Below are 15,981 nucleotides of genomic sequence, written 5' to 3' on the forward strand. Positions count from 1 at the left end.
GATGGGGCTGGCCAAGCAGATCGGGAAAAGCGAAACCTTGCGCGGGACACTGTGCTGGCTGGTCTCGCTTTACATCCGTCTGCTCTATGCTACGGGATCGTGGCAGGTGGTTCGCGGCGACATCCCCGCCTCGTTCTGGGACCAGGGCAAGCCGTTCATCCTGTCCTTCTGGCACGGCCGCATCCTGATGATGATGAAGTGCTGGCGGCCCGGTGTCCCCATCAGCATGCTGATCAGCCAGCACCGCGACGGCCTGCTGATCGCCCGCACCGTCGCCCATTTCGGCATCAAGACCGTGGCCGGCTCGACCACGCGCGGCGGCGGCAACGCCTTGCGCGGCTTGTTGAAGATGCTGAAGGGCGGCGAATGCATCGGCATCACCCCCGATGGCCCCAAGGGGCCGCGCATGCGGGCCAGCGCCGGCTTCATCAACATCGCCCGGCTGTCGGGTTGTCCGATCATTCCGGTCGCCTATTCGGCAAGGCGGCGGCGGCTGTTGCGGTCGTGGGACCGCTTTCTGATTCCGTGGCCGTTTTCCGGCGGTGTCTTCGTGTGGGGCGAGCCGATGCATGTCAGTGCCGATTCCGATATCGAGGAATGTCGGCTGCTGCTGGAGGAACGGATGATTGCGGTGACCGACGAGGCCGACCAATTGGCCGGCGTCGAAACGGTGGCTCCCGCCGATCCGCTGCCGGGGACGGCGCCATGATCCACGCCCTTTATCGCGCCTTGTCGATCGCCGGCGGCCCGCTGATCGACGTCTTCTTGAAACGCCGCATGTTGAAGGGTAAGGAAGACCCGGCGCGGGCCGGCGAACGCAGGGGCTTGGCCTCGCTGGCCCGGCCTGACGGGCCGTTGGTGTGGCTGCATGCCGCCTCGGTCGGGGAATCGCTGTCCTTGCTGCCGCTGATCGAGCGGCTTTTGGACGGCGGCCGCCTCAGGGTCCTGGTCACCACCGGCACCGTCACCTCGGCCCGCCTGATGGCCGAGCGGCTGCCCGCCGGCGCCGTTCACCAGTTCGTTCCGGTCGATCGCCCGGCCTGGGTCCGCCGCTTCCTCGACCATTGGCGCCCCGGCTTGGTGCTGTGGGCCGAATCCGATTTCTGGCCGAACCTGCTGGCCGAGATCGGCAAGCGTCACGTGCCGCTGATCCTGGTCCAGGGCCGGATGTCGGCACGGTCCTTCGCCGGCTGGAGCCGCGCGCCGGGCTTCATCGCCCGGGTGCTGGCCGATTTCACCCTGTGCCTGGGCCAGACCCCGGCCGACGTCGAACGCCTGGTTCAACTGGGTGCGCAGGACGCCCGCTGCCTGGGCAACCTGAAGCTGGCCGTGCCGCCCTTGCCGTGCGAGCCCGCCGAACTGGCCGCCTTGAAGGAACAGATCGGCGACCGGCCGGTGTGGCTGGCCTCGTCGACCCATCCGGGCGAGGAGGCCGTCGCCGCCCGTGTCCATCGAACGCTGGCCGAACGGCTGCCCGGCCTGTTGACCATCATCGTGCCGCGCCACCCCGAGCGCGGCCCCGAGGTCCTGGGCGAGGTCAAAGCGCTGGGATTGCAGGTGTCGTTGCGCTCGGCCGGCGAGGCGCCCGACCGGGCGATCCTGGTCGCCGACACCATGGGCGAGTTGGGGCTGTTCTACCGCCTGGCTCCGGTGGTGTTCATGGGCAAGAGCCTGACCGTCGAGGGCGGCCAGAATCCGTTCGAGCCGGCCCGGCTGGGGGCGGCGGTGCTGTTCGGCCCGCGCATGAGCAATTTTCCCGACATGGCCCCGGCCATGCTGGCCGCCGACGCGGCCTGTCAGGTCGCCGACCAGGACCAGTTGGCCGAAGCGGTCGGCCGCTTGCTGGCCGACCCGGCGGTCGCGCGGGCCATGGGCGCCCGCGCCCTGGCCTGGGCCGAGGCCGAGGCCGGTGCCCTGGATCAGGTGATGGGCGCCCTGGCGCCGTTCATCGCGGCAGTGGAGGGCAGCGATGCGCGCCCCTGATTTCTGGCACCATGACGGGACGTTGGCCCGACTGTTGTCGCCGCTATCGGCTCTTTATGCCTGGGGCGGCGCTCAGAAGTTGGTCGGCGCCCAGCCGGTGCGGGCCAAGATGCCGGTGATCTGCGTCGGCAACATCGTCGCCGGCGGGGCCGGCAAGACCCCGGTGGTCGCCGCCCTGGTCGAGCGGCTGAAGGCGCGCGGGCGCCAGCCCCATATCCTGACCCGCGGCTATGGCGGCACCGAGGCCGGCCCGCGCGCCGTCGACCCGACCCGACACGACGCCACCCGCGTCGGCGACGAGGCGCTGCTGCTATCGACGGTGGCGCCCACCTGGGTGGCCCGGTGGCGGCCCGACGGCGCCGCCGCCGCCGCCGACATGGGGGCCGACCTTCTGGTGATGGATGACGGTTTCCAGAATGGCACTCTGGTCAAGGACCTGTCCTTGGTGGTGATCGATGGCGGCTACGGCTTCGGCAATCGCCGGGTGATCCCGGCCGGTCCCTGCCGCGAGCCGATCGCCACCGGCCTGGCCCGCGCCGACGCCGTGGTGATGGTCGGCGACGACCGCACCGGCGCTGCCAGCCTGGTGGGTGATAAACCGTTGCTGCGGGCCCGGCTGGTGCCCGGCCCCGAGGCGGCGCTGCTGCAGGGCCGCGACCTGGTCGCCTTTGCCGGTATCGGCCGCCCCGACAAGTTCTTCGACACCGTCGAAGGATGCGGCGGTCGGATCGTCGCCGCCCATTCCTTCCCCGACCACCACCCCTATAGCCGTGCCGACATCGAGGAATTGTTGGAGGCCGCGCGGGCCGCGGACGCCTTGGCCGTCACCACCGCCAAGGATGCGGTGCGGGTGCCGGAAGATCTGCGCGCATTGCTGACGGTGTTGACGGTGCGGCTGGTCTGGTACGATACCGGGGCGTTGGATCGTCTGTTGGCTCCCGTGCTGGATCATCAATCGTGAGGTTGTTGTCGAAAACCGCCCGTCAGCGGGCCGAGGCGCTGCTGGTCCGTTTCGTCTTCGCCCTGTTCGGCCTGCTGCCGGTCGATGCCGCCTCGGCGGTCGGCGGTGCCGTCGGGCGCTGGATCGGCCCGCGCCTGAAGGTGTCCAATGTCGCCCGACGCAACCTGGCCCAGGCCTTCCCCGATTGGGACCGGGCCGCCATCGAGGCGACTTTGGTGCGGGTATGGGACAATCTGGGGCGGGTTGCCGCAGAGTTCCCCCACATCGACTACCTGATCGCCAACCGTCTGGAAATCGTCGGAATCGAGAACATCCACGCGATGCGCGACGATGGCCTGCCCGGTCTGTTCTTTTCGGCCCATTTCGGTAATTGGGAACTGGGGACCGGCGCGGCCGGCCTGCAAGGCTTGCCGCTGACCCTGGTCTATCGTGCCGCCAACAATCCGTGGGTGGAAGACATCTATCGCAAGGGACGCACCGTGTCGTCGCAGGCCGGCCAGATCCAGAAGGGGTCGGACGGCGCGCGCGAGATCATGACGGTGCTGAAAGGTGGCGGCCATATCGCCATGCTGGTCGATCAGAAAATGAATGACGGCATCAAGGTGCCGTTCTTCGGGCGCGACGCCATGACCGCCTCGGCGGTGGCTCGTTTCGCGCTGAAGTTCAAATGCCCGGTGGTGCCAACCAAGGTCGAGCGCCTGCGGGGCGCCCATTTCCGCCTGATCGTGCTGCCGCCGATGGACCTGCCGGACAGTGGCGACGCCCATGCCGACACCTTGGACATCATGACGCGCATCAACGCCATCATCGAGGATTGGGTCCGCGCCGATCCCGGACGGTGGCTTTGGCTGCACAAGCGCTGGCCTGATCATACGAAATCCGAATGACCCATTCGGATTTGGTATGCGGCGCCCATAGGCCGCGGCCAAGCGAACCGGAGGTTCGCGCTAAGGCAGAGGGGCGAGAATAGAAAAGGCGGCTCAGCCGCCCAGCCACAGGACGGAAACGTCGTCGGCGAAGGTGACGCCGCGCTGTGCCATATCCGGCAAAAGCCCCGTGACATCGCCGGCCGTCTTCAATTCGGCGGCCAGTTCCATCACGGCCTCTTCACCCAGATGCTTGCCGGTGGGGTCGGCGGCCTCGCTTAGTCCGTCGCTGTACAGCATCAGGGCGGCGCCCTTCGGAAAGGCCAGTTCGACATTGCCGTAAACGGTGGCCCGGCGCACCCCCAGAGGCAGCGACGAGGCCGGGTGCAAGCGGGCGCGCCCGTCGGGGGCGATCACGATCGGCGCGGTGGCCCCGGCCGAACTGAAGACCAATGTTTCGGCCACGGTATCGCACACCGCGTACAGCATGGTGGCGAACTGGCCGCGCGGCAGGACATCGACCAGCGATTCGTTCAGCCGGGTCAGCAGCGCCGCCGGATCGGCGCCGGGGCCGCTGCCCAAGATGACGTGCAAGCGGAAGGTATTGATGGCCGCGGCGACGCCGTGGCCGGAAAAGTCGGCCAACCACACGGCAAACCGTTGGGAATCCAGCGGGAACCAGCCCCACAGATCGCCGCTGACCTCCGAGGATGGGCGGGTTACGGCGGCAAGGTGGCGACCATAGCGGCGCGCGCACGATTCCAACTGGTCTGCCGACGGCAGCAGGGCGGCCTGCATCGCGGTGGCGATGGCGAGATCTTGCTGCAGGCGGTCGCGATAGGTCTTCAGGCTCTGCATCATGAGACGGTTGCGCAGATGCACGCCGACCCGGGCGGTCAGTTCGCGGCGGTCGATGGGCTTGGCGACATAGTCGGTGGCGCCGCGATCGAAGGCCCGCGCCCGGTCGTCGGAATCGTTTAAGGCAGTGGTGACGAGGACCGGAATGTCGGCCCAGTCGGGATTGGCGCGGAAGCGGGTCAGGAACTCCAGCCCGTCCATGCGCGGCATCATGATGTCCAGCAAGACGATGTCGGGCATCTGCCGAGCCACCCGGTCCAGTGCTTCCACGCCGTCGGCGGCGGTGTCGATGCGGCCGATCCCCTGGGTTTCCAGCAAGACGAACATCAGCTCCCGATTGATCGGGGTGTCGTCCACCACCAGGGCGGTGCAGTCCGAGAATTCCTGTTGGCCTTGGGGCGGCGGCATCGTGGGTTCCATGGATCGGACGCGGTCTGGCGCGATGGTGCCCTGCCGCCGGTTGCGTGACAAGGCTCATGACCAAAACGGTTGGAATGTCGCCGCTCGCCCCCGTTCACCAGGACGGTTCGGGGGGGGCGAACGGCGGAAATGGCCTCTATTCCTTCGTCGGATCGTGGCTATATTGATCGGGATAGGATCGGTGTGGGCCGGTCGGCGGGAAAGGCCAAGGCGGAGCAGGCGATGCCGGGTTCAGCAGGGTGGGCGAGGGGACTGGCGCGGGCGGCGGCGCTGGTGCTGGTTCTGGCCGTGTCTTTGGCGCGGGCTTGGCCCGCCGCGGCCGACCCGTTCGAGCGGACGGTGCTGGTGATTTCCTCGTTCGGCAAGGATTTGCCGGCCCAAGCCGCCTTCGAGCGCGGGCTGGACAAGGGGCTGTCCTACCGTGCCGGCAAGAACCGGGTATTCTTTGAGTTTCTTGACAGTCCGCGTCTGCCGCTCGGTCAATCCCAGCCGGCGCTGGCGCAAATGATCGAGCGTAAATATCAAGGAATTCGCTTCGACGCGGTGGTCGCCTGGGCCGAGCCGGCGGCGGCGCTGGTATCGACGCTTCGCCCCCTTTTCGCCGATTCCGCCCTGCATCTGGCCGAGGTGCCGCCGGCGGCGATGGGGCGGCTGAACCTGCTGGACGCCACCGGGCACGGTTTTCCCGCCGACTTCGCAGCCTCGTTGGCCGAGGCTTTGCGCCTGACCCAGGCAACCAAGGTGGTGGCGGTCGGCGAGTCCAATCCGATCGGCACCCCCCGCTTGCAATGGTTCCGTCAGGGCATGAAAGAGGTGGCCCCCAGGGTCGAGGTCGAGGAATGGACCGACCTGCCGTTCGGCCAGGTCCTCGAGCAGGCGGCGAGGTTGCCGAAGGGCACCTTGATTTTCTATCTGCTGCGGTTCGTCGATGAGAACGGTGCCAGCCAGACTCCGTTCGAATTGGCTCGCAGGCTGGCCGAGAAAAGTTCGGTGCCGGTGTTCTCGCCGTGGGAATCGCTGATGGGAAGCGGTGTCGTCGGCGGCCATGTCCTCAGCGTCGAAGTCCTGGCGGAGAACATCGCTGCGGCCATCGCCGCTTCCGATCATCCGGCCGGGCAAAAGCCGGCCCAGCGCTTTTCCTATGACTGGCGCCAGGTCGAACGCTGGGGGCTGGGCGACCTGGTGCAAAATCCCGAAGCGGTGATCTTGAACCGTCAGCCTAGTGTGTTGCAGCAGTACCGCTGGCATATCGCCGTCGTGGCGTCGTTCATCCTGGCGCTGTCGATCCTGTCGGCGTTTCTGACCCGGGCGCTCCGCCTTCGCGCGCGGGCGATGGCCGAGTTGGCGGCCGAGCGGGCGATGCTGGCCGACCGGGTGCGTGAACGGACCGAGGAACTGGCGGCGTCGAACGCCGAGCTGGAACAGTTCGCCTATGCCATCTCGCACGATCTGCGCCAGCCTTTGCGCATGGTCAGCAACTTCGTCACCCTGCTGGGCCGGCAATTGGGCGACCGGCTGGACGACGAGGCCCGGTCGTTCGTCGGCTTCGCCGTCGAGGGGGCCAAGCGAATGGATCGGATGATCCTGTCGCTGTTGGAATATTCCCGCGTCGGCCATCAGGCGCAGGCCAGTGAATGGATCGAATCCAAGGATTCGCTGGATCAGGTTCTGCGGTTCCTGGGACCGGCGATTGCCGAGTGTGGGGCGAAGATATCGGTCACCGGCACCTGGCCGCGCCTGCTGGTGCCCCGCGACGCCTTCGAGCGGGTGCTGCTGAACCTGATCGGCAACGCCATCAAATATCGCCAGAAGGGGAGGACCCCGAACATCCAGGTCCGCGCCGAGCGCCATCAGGCCGGGTGGTGCATCGCGGTGGCCGACGACGGAATCGGCATCGAGGATGGCGGCGAGCGCCTGTTCAAGGTCTTCCAGCGGCTGGTTCCCGCAGATGCTTATGAAGGAACCGGGGTTGGCCTGGCCCTGTGCCGTCGTTTGGTCGACCAGATGGGCGGCAATATCTGGATGGAATCGGCGGGCCTGGGCCAAGGCACCACCTTCCATTTCACCGTTCCCGAGGCCCAGCCTTCGGCCGCATCGGCTGCGTGACAGCGCCCCCATTCCGGGCTACTGATTGTGTCGAATCGTGTATCGACCGGAGCGGAAGAATGTGCGGCTTTGCCGGATTTCTTGACCTGACGAGCCAGACGCCCGACCGGGCGGCGACCGTCGCGGCCATGGCCGGCACCTTGGTCCACCGCGGGCCGGACGACAGCGGCGTGTGGATCGACGATCGTGCCGGGATCGCGCTGGGCTTTCGGCGCCTGGCCATTCTGGACCTCAGCCCCCACGGGCACCAGCCGATGCTGTCCAAGGATGGCCGCTGGGCCATCGCTTTCAACGGCGAGATCTACAACCATGCCGACCTGCGCGGACGCCTGGAGCGCAGCGACTGGCTGGGCCATTCCGATACCGAGGTGCTGCTGGAAGCGATCAGCCGCTGGGGCCTGGACCGTGCCTTGGCCCAGTGCGACGGCATGTTCGCCATCGCGCTGTGGGACCGGGTCGAGCGGGTGTTGTACCTGGCCCGCGACCGGATCGGCGAGAAGCCGCTTTATTGGGCCGAATGCGGCGGGGTGTTCAGTTTCGGCTCGGAATTGAAGGCGCTGGTCCGCCACCCGGCCTTCGACGATTCCATCGACCGCGACGCCCTGGCCTTGTTCCTGAAATTTGGCTGGATCGCCGCGCCGCATACCATCTACCGCGCCGCCCGCAAGCTGTTGCCGGGCACCATCTTGTCGGTGCGTGGCGGCAAGGTCGCCAGCCAGACCTATTGGTCGGCCGCCGAGCGGGCCCGGGCGGTGGCGGGAAGTTTCGGCGGCGGCCGTGCCGCTGCGGCCGAGCGGCTGAACCAGTTGCTGCGGGCCTCGGTGTCCTTGCGCATGCAGGCCGACGTGCCGGTCGGCGTGTTCCTGTCGGGGGGCATCGACAGTTCGGTCACCGCCGCCATCATGCAGGATATGTCGCCCCGGCCGGTTCACACCTTCACCATCGCCTTCGCCGACAAGGGCTATGACGAAAGCCCGCACGCCCGGGCGGTGGCGGACCATCTGGGGTGCGTTCATACCGAGGTGCCGATCACCGACGACGACGCCCTGGCCCTGGTCCCCGACCTGCCGTCGATCTGGGACGAGCCGTTCGCCGACCCGGCCCAACTGCCGACCTGTCTGCTGGCGCGGGCGACGCGTCAAGACGTCACCGTGGCGTTGTCGGGCGACGGCGCCGACGAATTGTTCGGCGGCTACGGCATCTATCGCTCGTTGCCCGCCGACTGGCGCCGGCTGGAGGCCATTCCGGCCTGGCTGCGCCGACTGGCCGGCGGGCTGGACCTGATGCCGTCGGCCATGCTGAACGCCGCGGCCGGTCTGGGCCATCTGGTCGGGCGCAAGCGGCGGTCCTATCCGGGCTTTCGCGTCAAGAAGGCGTTCGAACAGGTGCGGACCGGCTCGTTGGCCCAGTTGCACGGCCAGCATTACGCCCGCTGGCGCGGCATGCCGGCCCCGGTGCTGGGTGCTGGCCGGGCGATGACGGCCTTCGACGACGGGCCTGCCGCCATGCTGGCCGATCCGTCGCTGGCGGTGATGGTGATGGATGCCCGCACCTATCTGCCCGACGATCTGTGCGTCAAGACCGATCGCGCCACCATGGCCTATTCGCTCGAGGCGCGTCTGCCGTTCCTCGACCATGCCATCGTCGAATTTGCCTGGAGCCTGCCTTTGGGCCTCAAGATCGATGGCGACATCGGCAAGGCGGTGTTGCGCGACGTGTTGTACGGCTATGTGCCGCGCGCCTTGGTCGATCGTCCCAAGATGGGGTTCGAGGTGCCGATCGGGCGTTGGCTGACCGGGCGTTTGAAGGGCTGGGCCGACGATCTGCTGGACGAGGGGCGGCTCCGGGCGCAGGGGCTGCTGAATGCCCCGATGGTGTCGGCCTGCTGGCGCGACCACCGCTTAGGCGCCAAGAATTGGCAGACGGAACTGTGGCACGCCCTGATGTTCCAAGCGTGGTTCGAGAGCCGGGGGTAGGGGATGGATTCGCTGGTTTTGGCGGAATTGCTGTGTGCCAGGCTGTGTCACGACATGGCCGGGCCGGTGGGGGCGGCGGCGGCCGGGGCCGAGTTGATCGCCGAGATGGCGGGCGACATCGATGCCGAGACCTTGGCGCTGGTTTCGGCCAGTGCCGGGGCGGGCGCCGCGCGGCTGAAGTTCTTCCGCTCGGCCCTGGGGCCGGCGGTCGGCGGGTTGGTGTCGGTGGCGGCGACGCGCGACCAGGTGCGGGCCTATCTCGACACCCAAAGCTCGGCGGTGGCCGGGGTGGGACTGGAATGGACCGGCGAGAACGGCTCGATCGACGGGGGGGCGGCGCGCCTGCTGCTCAATCTGGTTCTGCTGGCCAAGGATAGCCTGCCGCGCGGCGGCCGCATCGCCGTGGAGATCAGTGCCGGCCGGCCGCGTGTCACCGCGTGGGGCGATCCTGTCTCGCTGCCCGACGAGGCCCGGTCGATTCTTGACGACGGGGCCTTTCCGACCTCGCCGCGCGGGGCGCAGGCCTATCTCGCTCAACTGTTGGCGGATCAAATGACCTTGGCGGTGAAAGCCGAATTATTCCCCGGCGGTCTTGGCTTCTCGGTTGCGCCCTCCAAATGATTCGTGTCCAATACTTTTTGGGGGCAAGGGTTCTTCTAAAGCCCTCGCGGCCGTGATATTACTCGAAATGCCGCCCCAGAAATTTGGGGGACGGTGGGAATTTGTCCCGTCGTGGCAGTGGGTTCGATGGCGTGGAGCTGGAGCGGAAGATGGATGATCTCCTCAGCGAATTTTTGACCGAGACCTCGGAAAGCCTTTCCGTTCTCGACGTCGAGCTGGTGAAGCTGGAACAGAACCCGGAACCGAGCATTCTGCAGAACATCTTCCGGTTGGTGCATACCATCAAGGGCACCTGCGGCTTCCTTGGTCTGCCTCGGCTGGAACATGTCGCCCATGCGTCGGAAAACGTTCTGGGCAAGTTCCGCGACGGCGAACTTGAAGTGACGCCGACGGCGGTGACCCTGATCTTGCAGGCGATCGACCGCATCAAGCTGATCCTGGGCCATCTCGAACAGAACGAGTGCGAGCCGGAAGGCGAAGACAAGGATCTGATCGCCAAGCTGAACGACATGGCCGAGGGCAAGACCCCGTCGGTCGCTGCCCCCGCCGCCGAGCAATCCTTCCCGGTCGCGGCCGACCTGCTGGCCGAAGTCGAGGCCGCCTACGCCGCCGGCAAGAAGGCCGCCTCGGACACCGATGTGCTGGCCGAGATGGCCAAGGAGCGCGCCAAGGAAGCCGCCGCCGCCGCCAAGGAAGCCGCCGCGGCAGCCAAGGAAGCCGCCGCGGCAGCCGCGCCCGAGCCCGAGCCCGAGCCCGAGGCGGCGCCTTCCGTTCCGGTTCCGGCCGCCTCGCCGCCGGCCGTCACCAAGCAGACCGAGCAATTGACCAACGCGGCCGGCGAGCCCAAGGAATCGGCTGTCGCCGCCCAGACCATCCGCGTCAATGTCGAGCTTCTCGAAAACCTGATGACCCTGGTGTCGGAACTGGTGCTGACCCGCAACCAGCTGCTGCAGATGGTGCGCGGGCGCGACGATTCCGAATTCACCGCGCCGTTGCAGCGCCTCTCGCACATCACCACCGACCTGCAGGAAGGGGTGATGAAGACGCGCATGCAGCCGATCGGCAATGCCTGGGCCAAGCTGCCGCGTATCGTTCGCGATCTGTCGGTCGAAATGAACAAGAAGGTCGACCTGCAGATGCTGGGCGCCGAGACCGAGCTGGACCGGCAGGTCCTGGAGCTCATCAAGGACCCGCTGACCCACATGGTCCGCAACTCGGCCGACCACGGTCTGGAAGGCCCGGAAGAACGCAAGCGGGCCGGCAAGCCGGAAATCGGCAAGGTGGTGCTGAACGCCTACCACGAGGGCGGTCACATCATCATCGAGATTTCCGACGACGGGCGTGGCCTCAACCTCGACCGCATCAAGCAGAAGGCCATCTCCAGCGGGCTCGCCAGCGAGTCCGAACTTGAGACGATGAACCCGCAGCATATCTACCAGTTCATCTTCAAGGCCGGTTTCTCGACCGCCGAGAAGGTCACCAGCGTGTCCGGCCGCGGCGTCGGCATGGACGTGGTGCGCACCAACATCGAAAAGATCGGCGGCACCGTCGAGTTGAAAAGCCAGCCGGGCAAGGGGTCCAGCTTCGTCATCAAGATCCCGCTGACCCTGGCCATCGTGTCGGCGCTGATCGTCGAATGCGCCGGCGAACGCTTCGCCATTCCGCAGATCAGCGTACTGGAGCTGGTGCGTGTCACCAACAATTCCGAGCACGGCATCGAGAACATCAACAACGCCCCGGTGCTGCGCCTGCGCGACCGCCTGCTGCCGCTGGTCAGCCTGAAGAAGCTGCTGCGCCTCAATAACGGCGAGGACCAGGAAACCTTCATCGTCGTCACCCAGGTCGGCACCTACACCTTCGGCATCATCGTCGATCGCGTGTTCGACACCGAAGAAATCGTGGTCAAGCCGGTGGCGCCGATCCTGCGCCACATCTCGATGTTCTCGGGCAACACCATCCTGGGCGACGGTTCGGTGATCATGATCCTGGATCCCAACGGCATCGCCGGCGCCACCGGTGAATCGAGCATGCTGGGCGGCGGTCAGTCGACCGAAGGCCAGGTGGTGCGCGACCTGCACGGCGACTCGAAGACCAGCCTCCTGGTGTTCCGCGCCGGCAGCGAGGACCTCAAGGCGGTTCCGCTGGCCCTGGTCGCCCGTCTGGAAGAAATCGACGTCAAGGACGTCGAATACAGCCACGGCAAGCCGATGGTGCAGTATCGCGGTCACCTCATGCCGCTGGTGTCCATCGACGGCGCCACCGATTTCCGTTCCGAGGGCCGCCAGCCGGTGCTGGTGTTCTCGGATCGCGACCACACCATGGGTCTGGTCGTCGAGGAAATCGTCGATATCGTCGAGGATCGCCTGAAGGTCGAACTGTCGGCCAGCAATCCCGGCGTCATCGGCACCGCCGTCATCGCCGGCAAGGCCACCACCATCATCGATGCCGGCTATTACCTGCCGCAGGCCTTCGGCGATTGGTTCGGCCGCGCCGACAAGGAATACGGCACCGACGAGCATGCCGCGCCGCGCATCCTGCTGGTCGATGACAGCCCGTTCTTCCGCAACCTGCTGACGCCGCTGTTGTCGGTCGCCGGCTATGACGTGGTCGCGGTCGAGGGGCCGGATCGCGCCCTGGCTCTGCGCGAGCAGGGGCACGACTTCGACATGATCATCAGCGACATCGAGATGCCGGGGATGAGCGGGTTCGAGTTCGCCCAGGCGGTGCGCGCCGAGGGCCGCTGGCAGACCCTGCCGATGGTCGCCCTGTCGAGCCATGCCACCGAAAAGGATTTCGAGCGTGGCCGCCAGGTCGGCTTCAACGATTACGTCGCCAAGTTCGACCGCGACTCGCTGTTGAACACCATCGCTTCGACGCTTGCCGCGCTGAAGGGTGCCGCATGACCACTCGAAACAACCACGCAGCAGCAACCGACATCCATCTGAACAGGGGGGTCACGCAGTGAACCAGATCGTACCCGCCGGCAAGCGTCCCGGCACCGAGTTGGCCGCGCCGGAGACCCAGGACTACGTCACCATGTTCATCGACGGCCAGATGTTCGGCATCCAGGTGCTGACCGTCCAGGACGTGCTGGGACCGCAGAAGATCACCCGCATCCCGTTGGCGCCGCGCGAGGTGGCCGGCAGCCTGAACCTGCGTGGCCGCATCGTCACCGCCGTCGATGTGCGCCTGCGTCTGGGCCTGCGCAACGCCGCCGAGGACAACAAGGGCATGAGCGTGGTCGTCGATCAGAATGGCGAGCTCTATTCACTGATGGTCGACCAGGTCGGCGAAGTCCTGAGCCTGCCCGCCGCCAAGTTCGAACGCAATCCGCCGACGCTGGACCCGATGTGGCGCGAGTTTTCGGCCGGAATTTATCGCCTCGAGGACAAATTGATGGTGGTGCTGGACGTCGGCAAGCTTTTGGATTTCAAAAAAGACGAATAGTATCACCGCATGATAAGAGGCGGGTGCCACGGGCGCACCCGACCCTAGGGGAGGCTTGAAAGGGCATGAGGTCCTGTCTGATCGTTGATGATTCGAAGGTCATCCGCATGGTGGCCAAGAAGATCCTGCAAGAGTTGACCTTCACCACCGCGGAAGCGGAAGACGGTCAGCAGGCTTTGAACTACTGCCAATCGACCATGCCGGACGCAGTTCTGCTGGATTGGAATATGCCGGTCATGAACGGCATCGATTTCCTGCGGGAATTGCGCAAGCTGCCGGGTGGCGACAAGCCGGTCGTTGTTTTCTGCACCACGGAAAATGACATCGAGCACATCCAGGAGGCGATCACGGCCGGCGCCAACGAGTACATCATGAAGCCGTTCGACAGCGAGATTCTGCAGGCCAAGTTCTCCCAGGTTGGCCTTCTGTAATCGCTGCTCCTTTCAAAAGGCTCGCCGTTTAATGGCTTCCGATACCCCCTCTTCCGCCTCCACCGCAGCCGATCGGATTCGGGTGATGCTGGTTGACGATTCCGCGGTCGTGCGTGGTCTCGTCACTCGGATTCTCGAAGAGGAGCAGGATATCTCTGTGGTCGTTTCGGTCGGAAACGGACAGATGGCGTTGTCGGCGTTGGAACGCCAGGACATCGACGTCATCTTGCTGGATATCGAAATGCCGGTCATGGACGGCATGACCGCGCTGCCCAAGCTGCTGAAGGTCGATCCGGCGGTGCGGGTGATCATGCAATCGACGCTGACCTCGAAGGGGGCGGCCATCAGCCTGCGTGCCCTGGAAATGGGGGCGGCTGATTACATTCCGAAGCCGACCGCCACCCGCGATCTGGCCGGCGGCGTCGATTTCAAGACCGAATTGCTGGGCAAGGTCAAGGCCCTGGGATATGCGCGGCGACGCGATCCGAACCGTAAGCTGCGCGCGCCTTCGGGCACGGTGACGCCGACGCGGCCCGCCGCGCCGAAGATTTCCGCCCTGCACCCTGCCACACCGCCGACCTTGCGGACCCATACACCCGAGCCGCCCGATATTATCGCCATCGGCTCGTCGACCGGCGGGCCGCAGGCGCTGTTCAACCTGCTGGGCACCATGCGGGCCGGAACCGTCAAGCAGCCGATCCTGATCACCCAGCATATGCCGGCGACCTTCACCACCATCCTGGCCGAGCATATCAGCCGGGTGTCGGGCTGGGACGCGCGCGAGGGCCAGGACGGCGAAGTGATCAAGGGCGGACGGGTCTATATCGCTCCGGGCGACTTCCACATGGTGGTCGAGACCCGTGGTGCCGACAAGATCATTCGCCTGAACAAGGATGCGCCGGAAAATTTCTGCCGGCCTGCGGTCGATCCGATGCTGCGCAGCATCTCGGCGGCCTATGGCAAGCGGGTGCTGGTGGCGATCCTGACCGGAATGGGAGCCGACGGCTCCAAGGGGGGTCAGGTGGTTGTACAAAATGGCGGCACGGTGGTGGCTCAGGACGAGCCAAGTTCCGTGGTGTGGGGAATGCCGGGGGCGGCGGCGCAAGCTGGAATCTGTTCGGCGATTCTGCCGATCGGGGAAATCGCCCCATGGCTGATGAAATTGGCAGCGAGGCGCTGACGGATGCGGCCCGAGGATTTTGATTTCATTGCCAAGTTGCTGAAAGACCGTTCCGGTCTGGTCATCACGCGCGACAAGGCTTACCTGTTGGAATCCCGACTGACCCCGGTGGCGCGCAAGCGCGGACTGAAAGGGTTGGACGACCTGCTGGCGAGCCTGCGGACCTCGGGCGAGGACCTCCTGCGCGAGGTCACCGAGGCGATGACCACCAACGAATCGTTCTTCTTCCGCGACATCAAGCCGTTTGACCAGTTCAAGGCGCTGGTCCTGCCGCAATTGTTGGCCTCGCGCGCGACCAAAAAGAGTTTCCGCGTGTGGTCGGCGGCCTCGTCATCGGGCCAGGAAGCCTATTCGCTGGCGATGATCCTGAAGGAAGAAGCGCCGAAGATGCCCGGCTGGAAGATCGAAATCGTCGGAACCGACATTTCGACCGAGATGCTGGAAAAGGCCAAGGCCGGCCTTTACTCGCAATTCGAGGTGCAGCGTGGCCTGCCGATCCAGTATCTGGTCAAGTACTTCAAGAAGACGAACGAGATGTGGCAGATCGATTCCTCGATCCGTGCCATGGTCCAGTTCCGCGAATACAATTTGCTGCACGATTTGAAGACGCTGGGCCAGTTCGACGTCGTGTTCTGCCGCAACGTCTTGATCTATTTCGATCAGCCGACCAAGACCCGGGTGCTGGAAAACATCTCGCGGGTCATGCCCGACGATGGGCTGCTGTATCTGGGCGGTGCCGAGACGGTGTTGGGCATTTCCGACAAGTTCAAGCCGGTGCCCGAGCAGCGCGGAATCTACGCCGTCATCCGCTGATAACCGGGTCAGGCCCGTTTCTGTCCGGTAGAATGTTCGGCCAGCCGACCATCGGCCCTTTTGCCATGCCCACTGCTGTCCGGTTTAAATTCTGGCGTCCCGCCGCAAGCGCTTGTGGCGCGAGCCTTTCAGAGCCTCGAGCCCGGAATGGACGCGAGTCGTCGCCCCACACTCCGTCATGCCCGTGCTTGACACGGGCATCCATATGGCGCCGCGCAAAAATCGAATGGAAACAGCGCGTTATACCGGCGAACCTACGAAATGACCTGCTGGACCCAGGGCTGATAGCAGAGGCTTTTGACCCTGTCGCTGTCGGCGA

Annotated in this window: 13 protein-coding genes; 12 read left to right on the forward strand and 1 reads right to left on the reverse strand. The window is 65.8% G+C overall.

The window, feature by feature from the left end; translation table 11 throughout:
• Position 1 precedes the first annotated feature (1 nt).
• From A6A05_RS07155 to A6A05_RS07170, 4 genes are read left to right on the forward strand one after another with little or no spacing between them, the layout of a single operon-like run.
• Entirely contained in the window at positions 2 to 709 is a 708-nt protein-coding gene (locus A6A05_RS07155) for a lysophospholipid acyltransferase family protein (RefSeq protein WP_068498874.1), read from the forward strand.
• Complete coding sequence (locus A6A05_RS07160; RefSeq protein WP_068498876.1) at positions 706 to 1,983, forward strand: 3-deoxy-D-manno-octulosonic acid transferase; 1,278 nt, start codon at positions 706 to 708, stop codon at positions 1,981 to 1,983. Before A6A05_RS07155 ends, A6A05_RS07160 begins: the two co-directional genes overlap by 4 nt.
• A complete protein-coding gene (gene lpxK, locus A6A05_RS07165; RefSeq protein WP_068498878.1) occupies positions 1,970 to 2,944 on the forward strand; it encodes a tetraacyldisaccharide 4'-kinase in 975 nt (324 codons plus the stop codon). The genes A6A05_RS07160 and lpxK overlap by 14 nt, the downstream gene beginning before the upstream one ends.
• A complete protein-coding gene (locus A6A05_RS07170; RefSeq protein ID WP_245644218.1) occupies positions 2,941 to 3,831 on the forward strand; it encodes a lysophospholipid acyltransferase family protein in 891 nt (296 codons plus the stop codon). The genes lpxK and A6A05_RS07170 overlap by 4 nt, the downstream gene beginning before the upstream one ends.
• 93 nt (positions 3,832 to 3,924) lie before the next feature.
• Here the strand turns inward: A6A05_RS07170 and A6A05_RS07175 are convergent, their stop codons facing one another.
• Positions 3,925 to 5,076, reverse strand: coding sequence for a PP2C family protein-serine/threonine phosphatase (locus A6A05_RS07175; protein WP_068498904.1), 1,152 nt, complete (start codon positions 5,074 to 5,076; stop codon positions 3,925 to 3,927).
• 234 nt (positions 5,077 to 5,310) lie between these two features.
• Between A6A05_RS07175 and A6A05_RS22090 the strand changes: the two genes are divergently transcribed.
• The 8 genes from A6A05_RS22090 to A6A05_RS07215 all read left to right on the forward strand — a co-directional run bounded on the left by A6A05_RS22090 (position 5,311) and on the right by A6A05_RS07215 (position 15,662).
• Positions 5,311 to 7,194 (forward strand): ATP-binding protein, encoded by a 1,884-nt coding sequence (locus A6A05_RS22090; RefSeq protein WP_216635770.1) that lies wholly within the window; start codon positions 5,311 to 5,313, stop codon positions 7,192 to 7,194.
• Positions 7,195 to 7,253: 59 nt separating this feature from the next.
• Positions 7,254 to 9,170 (forward strand): asparagine synthase (glutamine-hydrolyzing), encoded by a 1,917-nt coding sequence (gene asnB, locus A6A05_RS07185; RefSeq protein WP_068498884.1) that lies wholly within the window; start codon positions 7,254 to 7,256, stop codon positions 9,168 to 9,170.
• Between the two features lie 3 nt (positions 9,171 to 9,173).
• Entirely contained in the window at positions 9,174 to 9,791 is a 618-nt protein-coding gene (locus tag A6A05_RS07190) for a histidine phosphotransferase family protein (RefSeq protein ID WP_068498886.1), read from the forward strand.
• Between the two features lie 149 nt (positions 9,792 to 9,940).
• Positions 9,941 to 12,694 carry a hybrid sensor histidine kinase/response regulator gene (locus A6A05_RS07195; protein WP_068498906.1) on the forward strand — a complete coding sequence of 918 codons (2,754 nt, stop codon included), beginning with the start codon at positions 9,941 to 9,943 and terminating at the stop codon, positions 12,692 to 12,694.
• A 58-nt stretch (positions 12,695 to 12,752) separates the two neighbouring features.
• A complete protein-coding gene (locus A6A05_RS07200) occupies positions 12,753 to 13,238 on the forward strand; it encodes a chemotaxis protein CheW (protein WP_068498889.1) in 486 nt (161 codons plus the stop codon).
• Positions 13,239 to 13,303: 65 nt separating this feature from the next.
• Positions 13,304 to 13,669 carry a response regulator gene (locus A6A05_RS07205; RefSeq protein ID WP_068498891.1) on the forward strand — a complete coding sequence of 122 codons (366 nt, stop codon included), beginning with the start codon at positions 13,304 to 13,306 and terminating at the stop codon, positions 13,667 to 13,669.
• Positions 13,670 to 13,700: 31 nt separating this feature from the next.
• Positions 13,701 to 14,849: a protein-glutamate methylesterase/protein-glutamine glutaminase gene (locus tag A6A05_RS07210; RefSeq protein ID WP_068498893.1), complete on the forward strand. Its 1,149-nt coding sequence runs from the start codon at positions 13,701 to 13,703 to the stop codon at positions 14,847 to 14,849.
• A 3-nt stretch (positions 14,850 to 14,852) separates the two neighbouring features.
• Positions 14,853 to 15,662 (forward strand): CheR family methyltransferase, encoded by an 810-nt coding sequence (locus tag A6A05_RS07215; protein WP_068498895.1) that lies wholly within the window; start codon positions 14,853 to 14,855, stop codon positions 15,660 to 15,662.
• Positions 15,663 to 15,981: the final 319 nt, after the last annotated feature.

It is taken from the genome of Magnetospirillum moscoviense (assembly GCF_001650635.1).
Taxonomy (GTDB): Bacteria; Pseudomonadota; Alphaproteobacteria; order Rhodospirillales; family Magnetospirillaceae; genus Magnetospirillum; species Magnetospirillum moscoviense.

What these genes read in the sequence shown, in the direction of transcription:
- A6A05_RS07205 (WP_068498891.1), top strand. Translation starts at nt 13,304, where the DNA reads ATGAGGTCCTGTCTGATCGTTGATGATTCGAAGGTCATCCGCATGGTG.
- asnB (WP_068498884.1), top strand. Translation starts at nt 7,254, where the DNA reads ATGTGCGGCTTTGCCGGATTTCTTGACCTGACGAGCCAGACGCCCGAC.
- A6A05_RS07195 (WP_068498906.1), top strand. Translation starts at nt 9,941, where the DNA reads ATGGATGATCTCCTCAGCGAATTTTTGACCGAGACCTCGGAAAGCCTT.
- A6A05_RS07190 (WP_068498886.1), top strand. Translation starts at nt 9,174, where the DNA reads ATGGATTCGCTGGTTTTGGCGGAATTGCTGTGTGCCAGGCTGTGTCAC.
- A6A05_RS07175 (WP_068498904.1), bottom strand. Translation starts at nt 5,076, where the DNA reads ATGCCGCCGCCCCAAGGCCAACAGGAATTCTCGGACTGCACCGCCCTG.
- A6A05_RS07215 (WP_068498895.1), top strand. Translation starts at nt 14,853, where the DNA reads ATGCGGCCCGAGGATTTTGATTTCATTGCCAAGTTGCTGAAAGACCGT.
- A6A05_RS22090 (WP_216635770.1), top strand. Translation starts at nt 5,311, where the DNA reads ATGCCGGGTTCAGCAGGGTGGGCGAGGGGACTGGCGCGGGCGGCGGCG.
- A6A05_RS07160 (WP_068498876.1), top strand. Translation starts at nt 706, where the DNA reads ATGATCCACGCCCTTTATCGCGCCTTGTCGATCGCCGGCGGCCCGCTG.
- lpxK (WP_068498878.1), top strand. Translation starts at nt 1,970, where the DNA reads ATGCGCGCCCCTGATTTCTGGCACCATGACGGGACGTTGGCCCGACTG.
- A6A05_RS07155 (WP_068498874.1), top strand. Translation starts at nt 2, where the DNA reads ATGGGGCTGGCCAAGCAGATCGGGAAAAGCGAAACCTTGCGCGGGACA.
- A6A05_RS07210 (WP_068498893.1), top strand. Translation starts at nt 13,701, where the DNA reads ATGGCTTCCGATACCCCCTCTTCCGCCTCCACCGCAGCCGATCGGATT.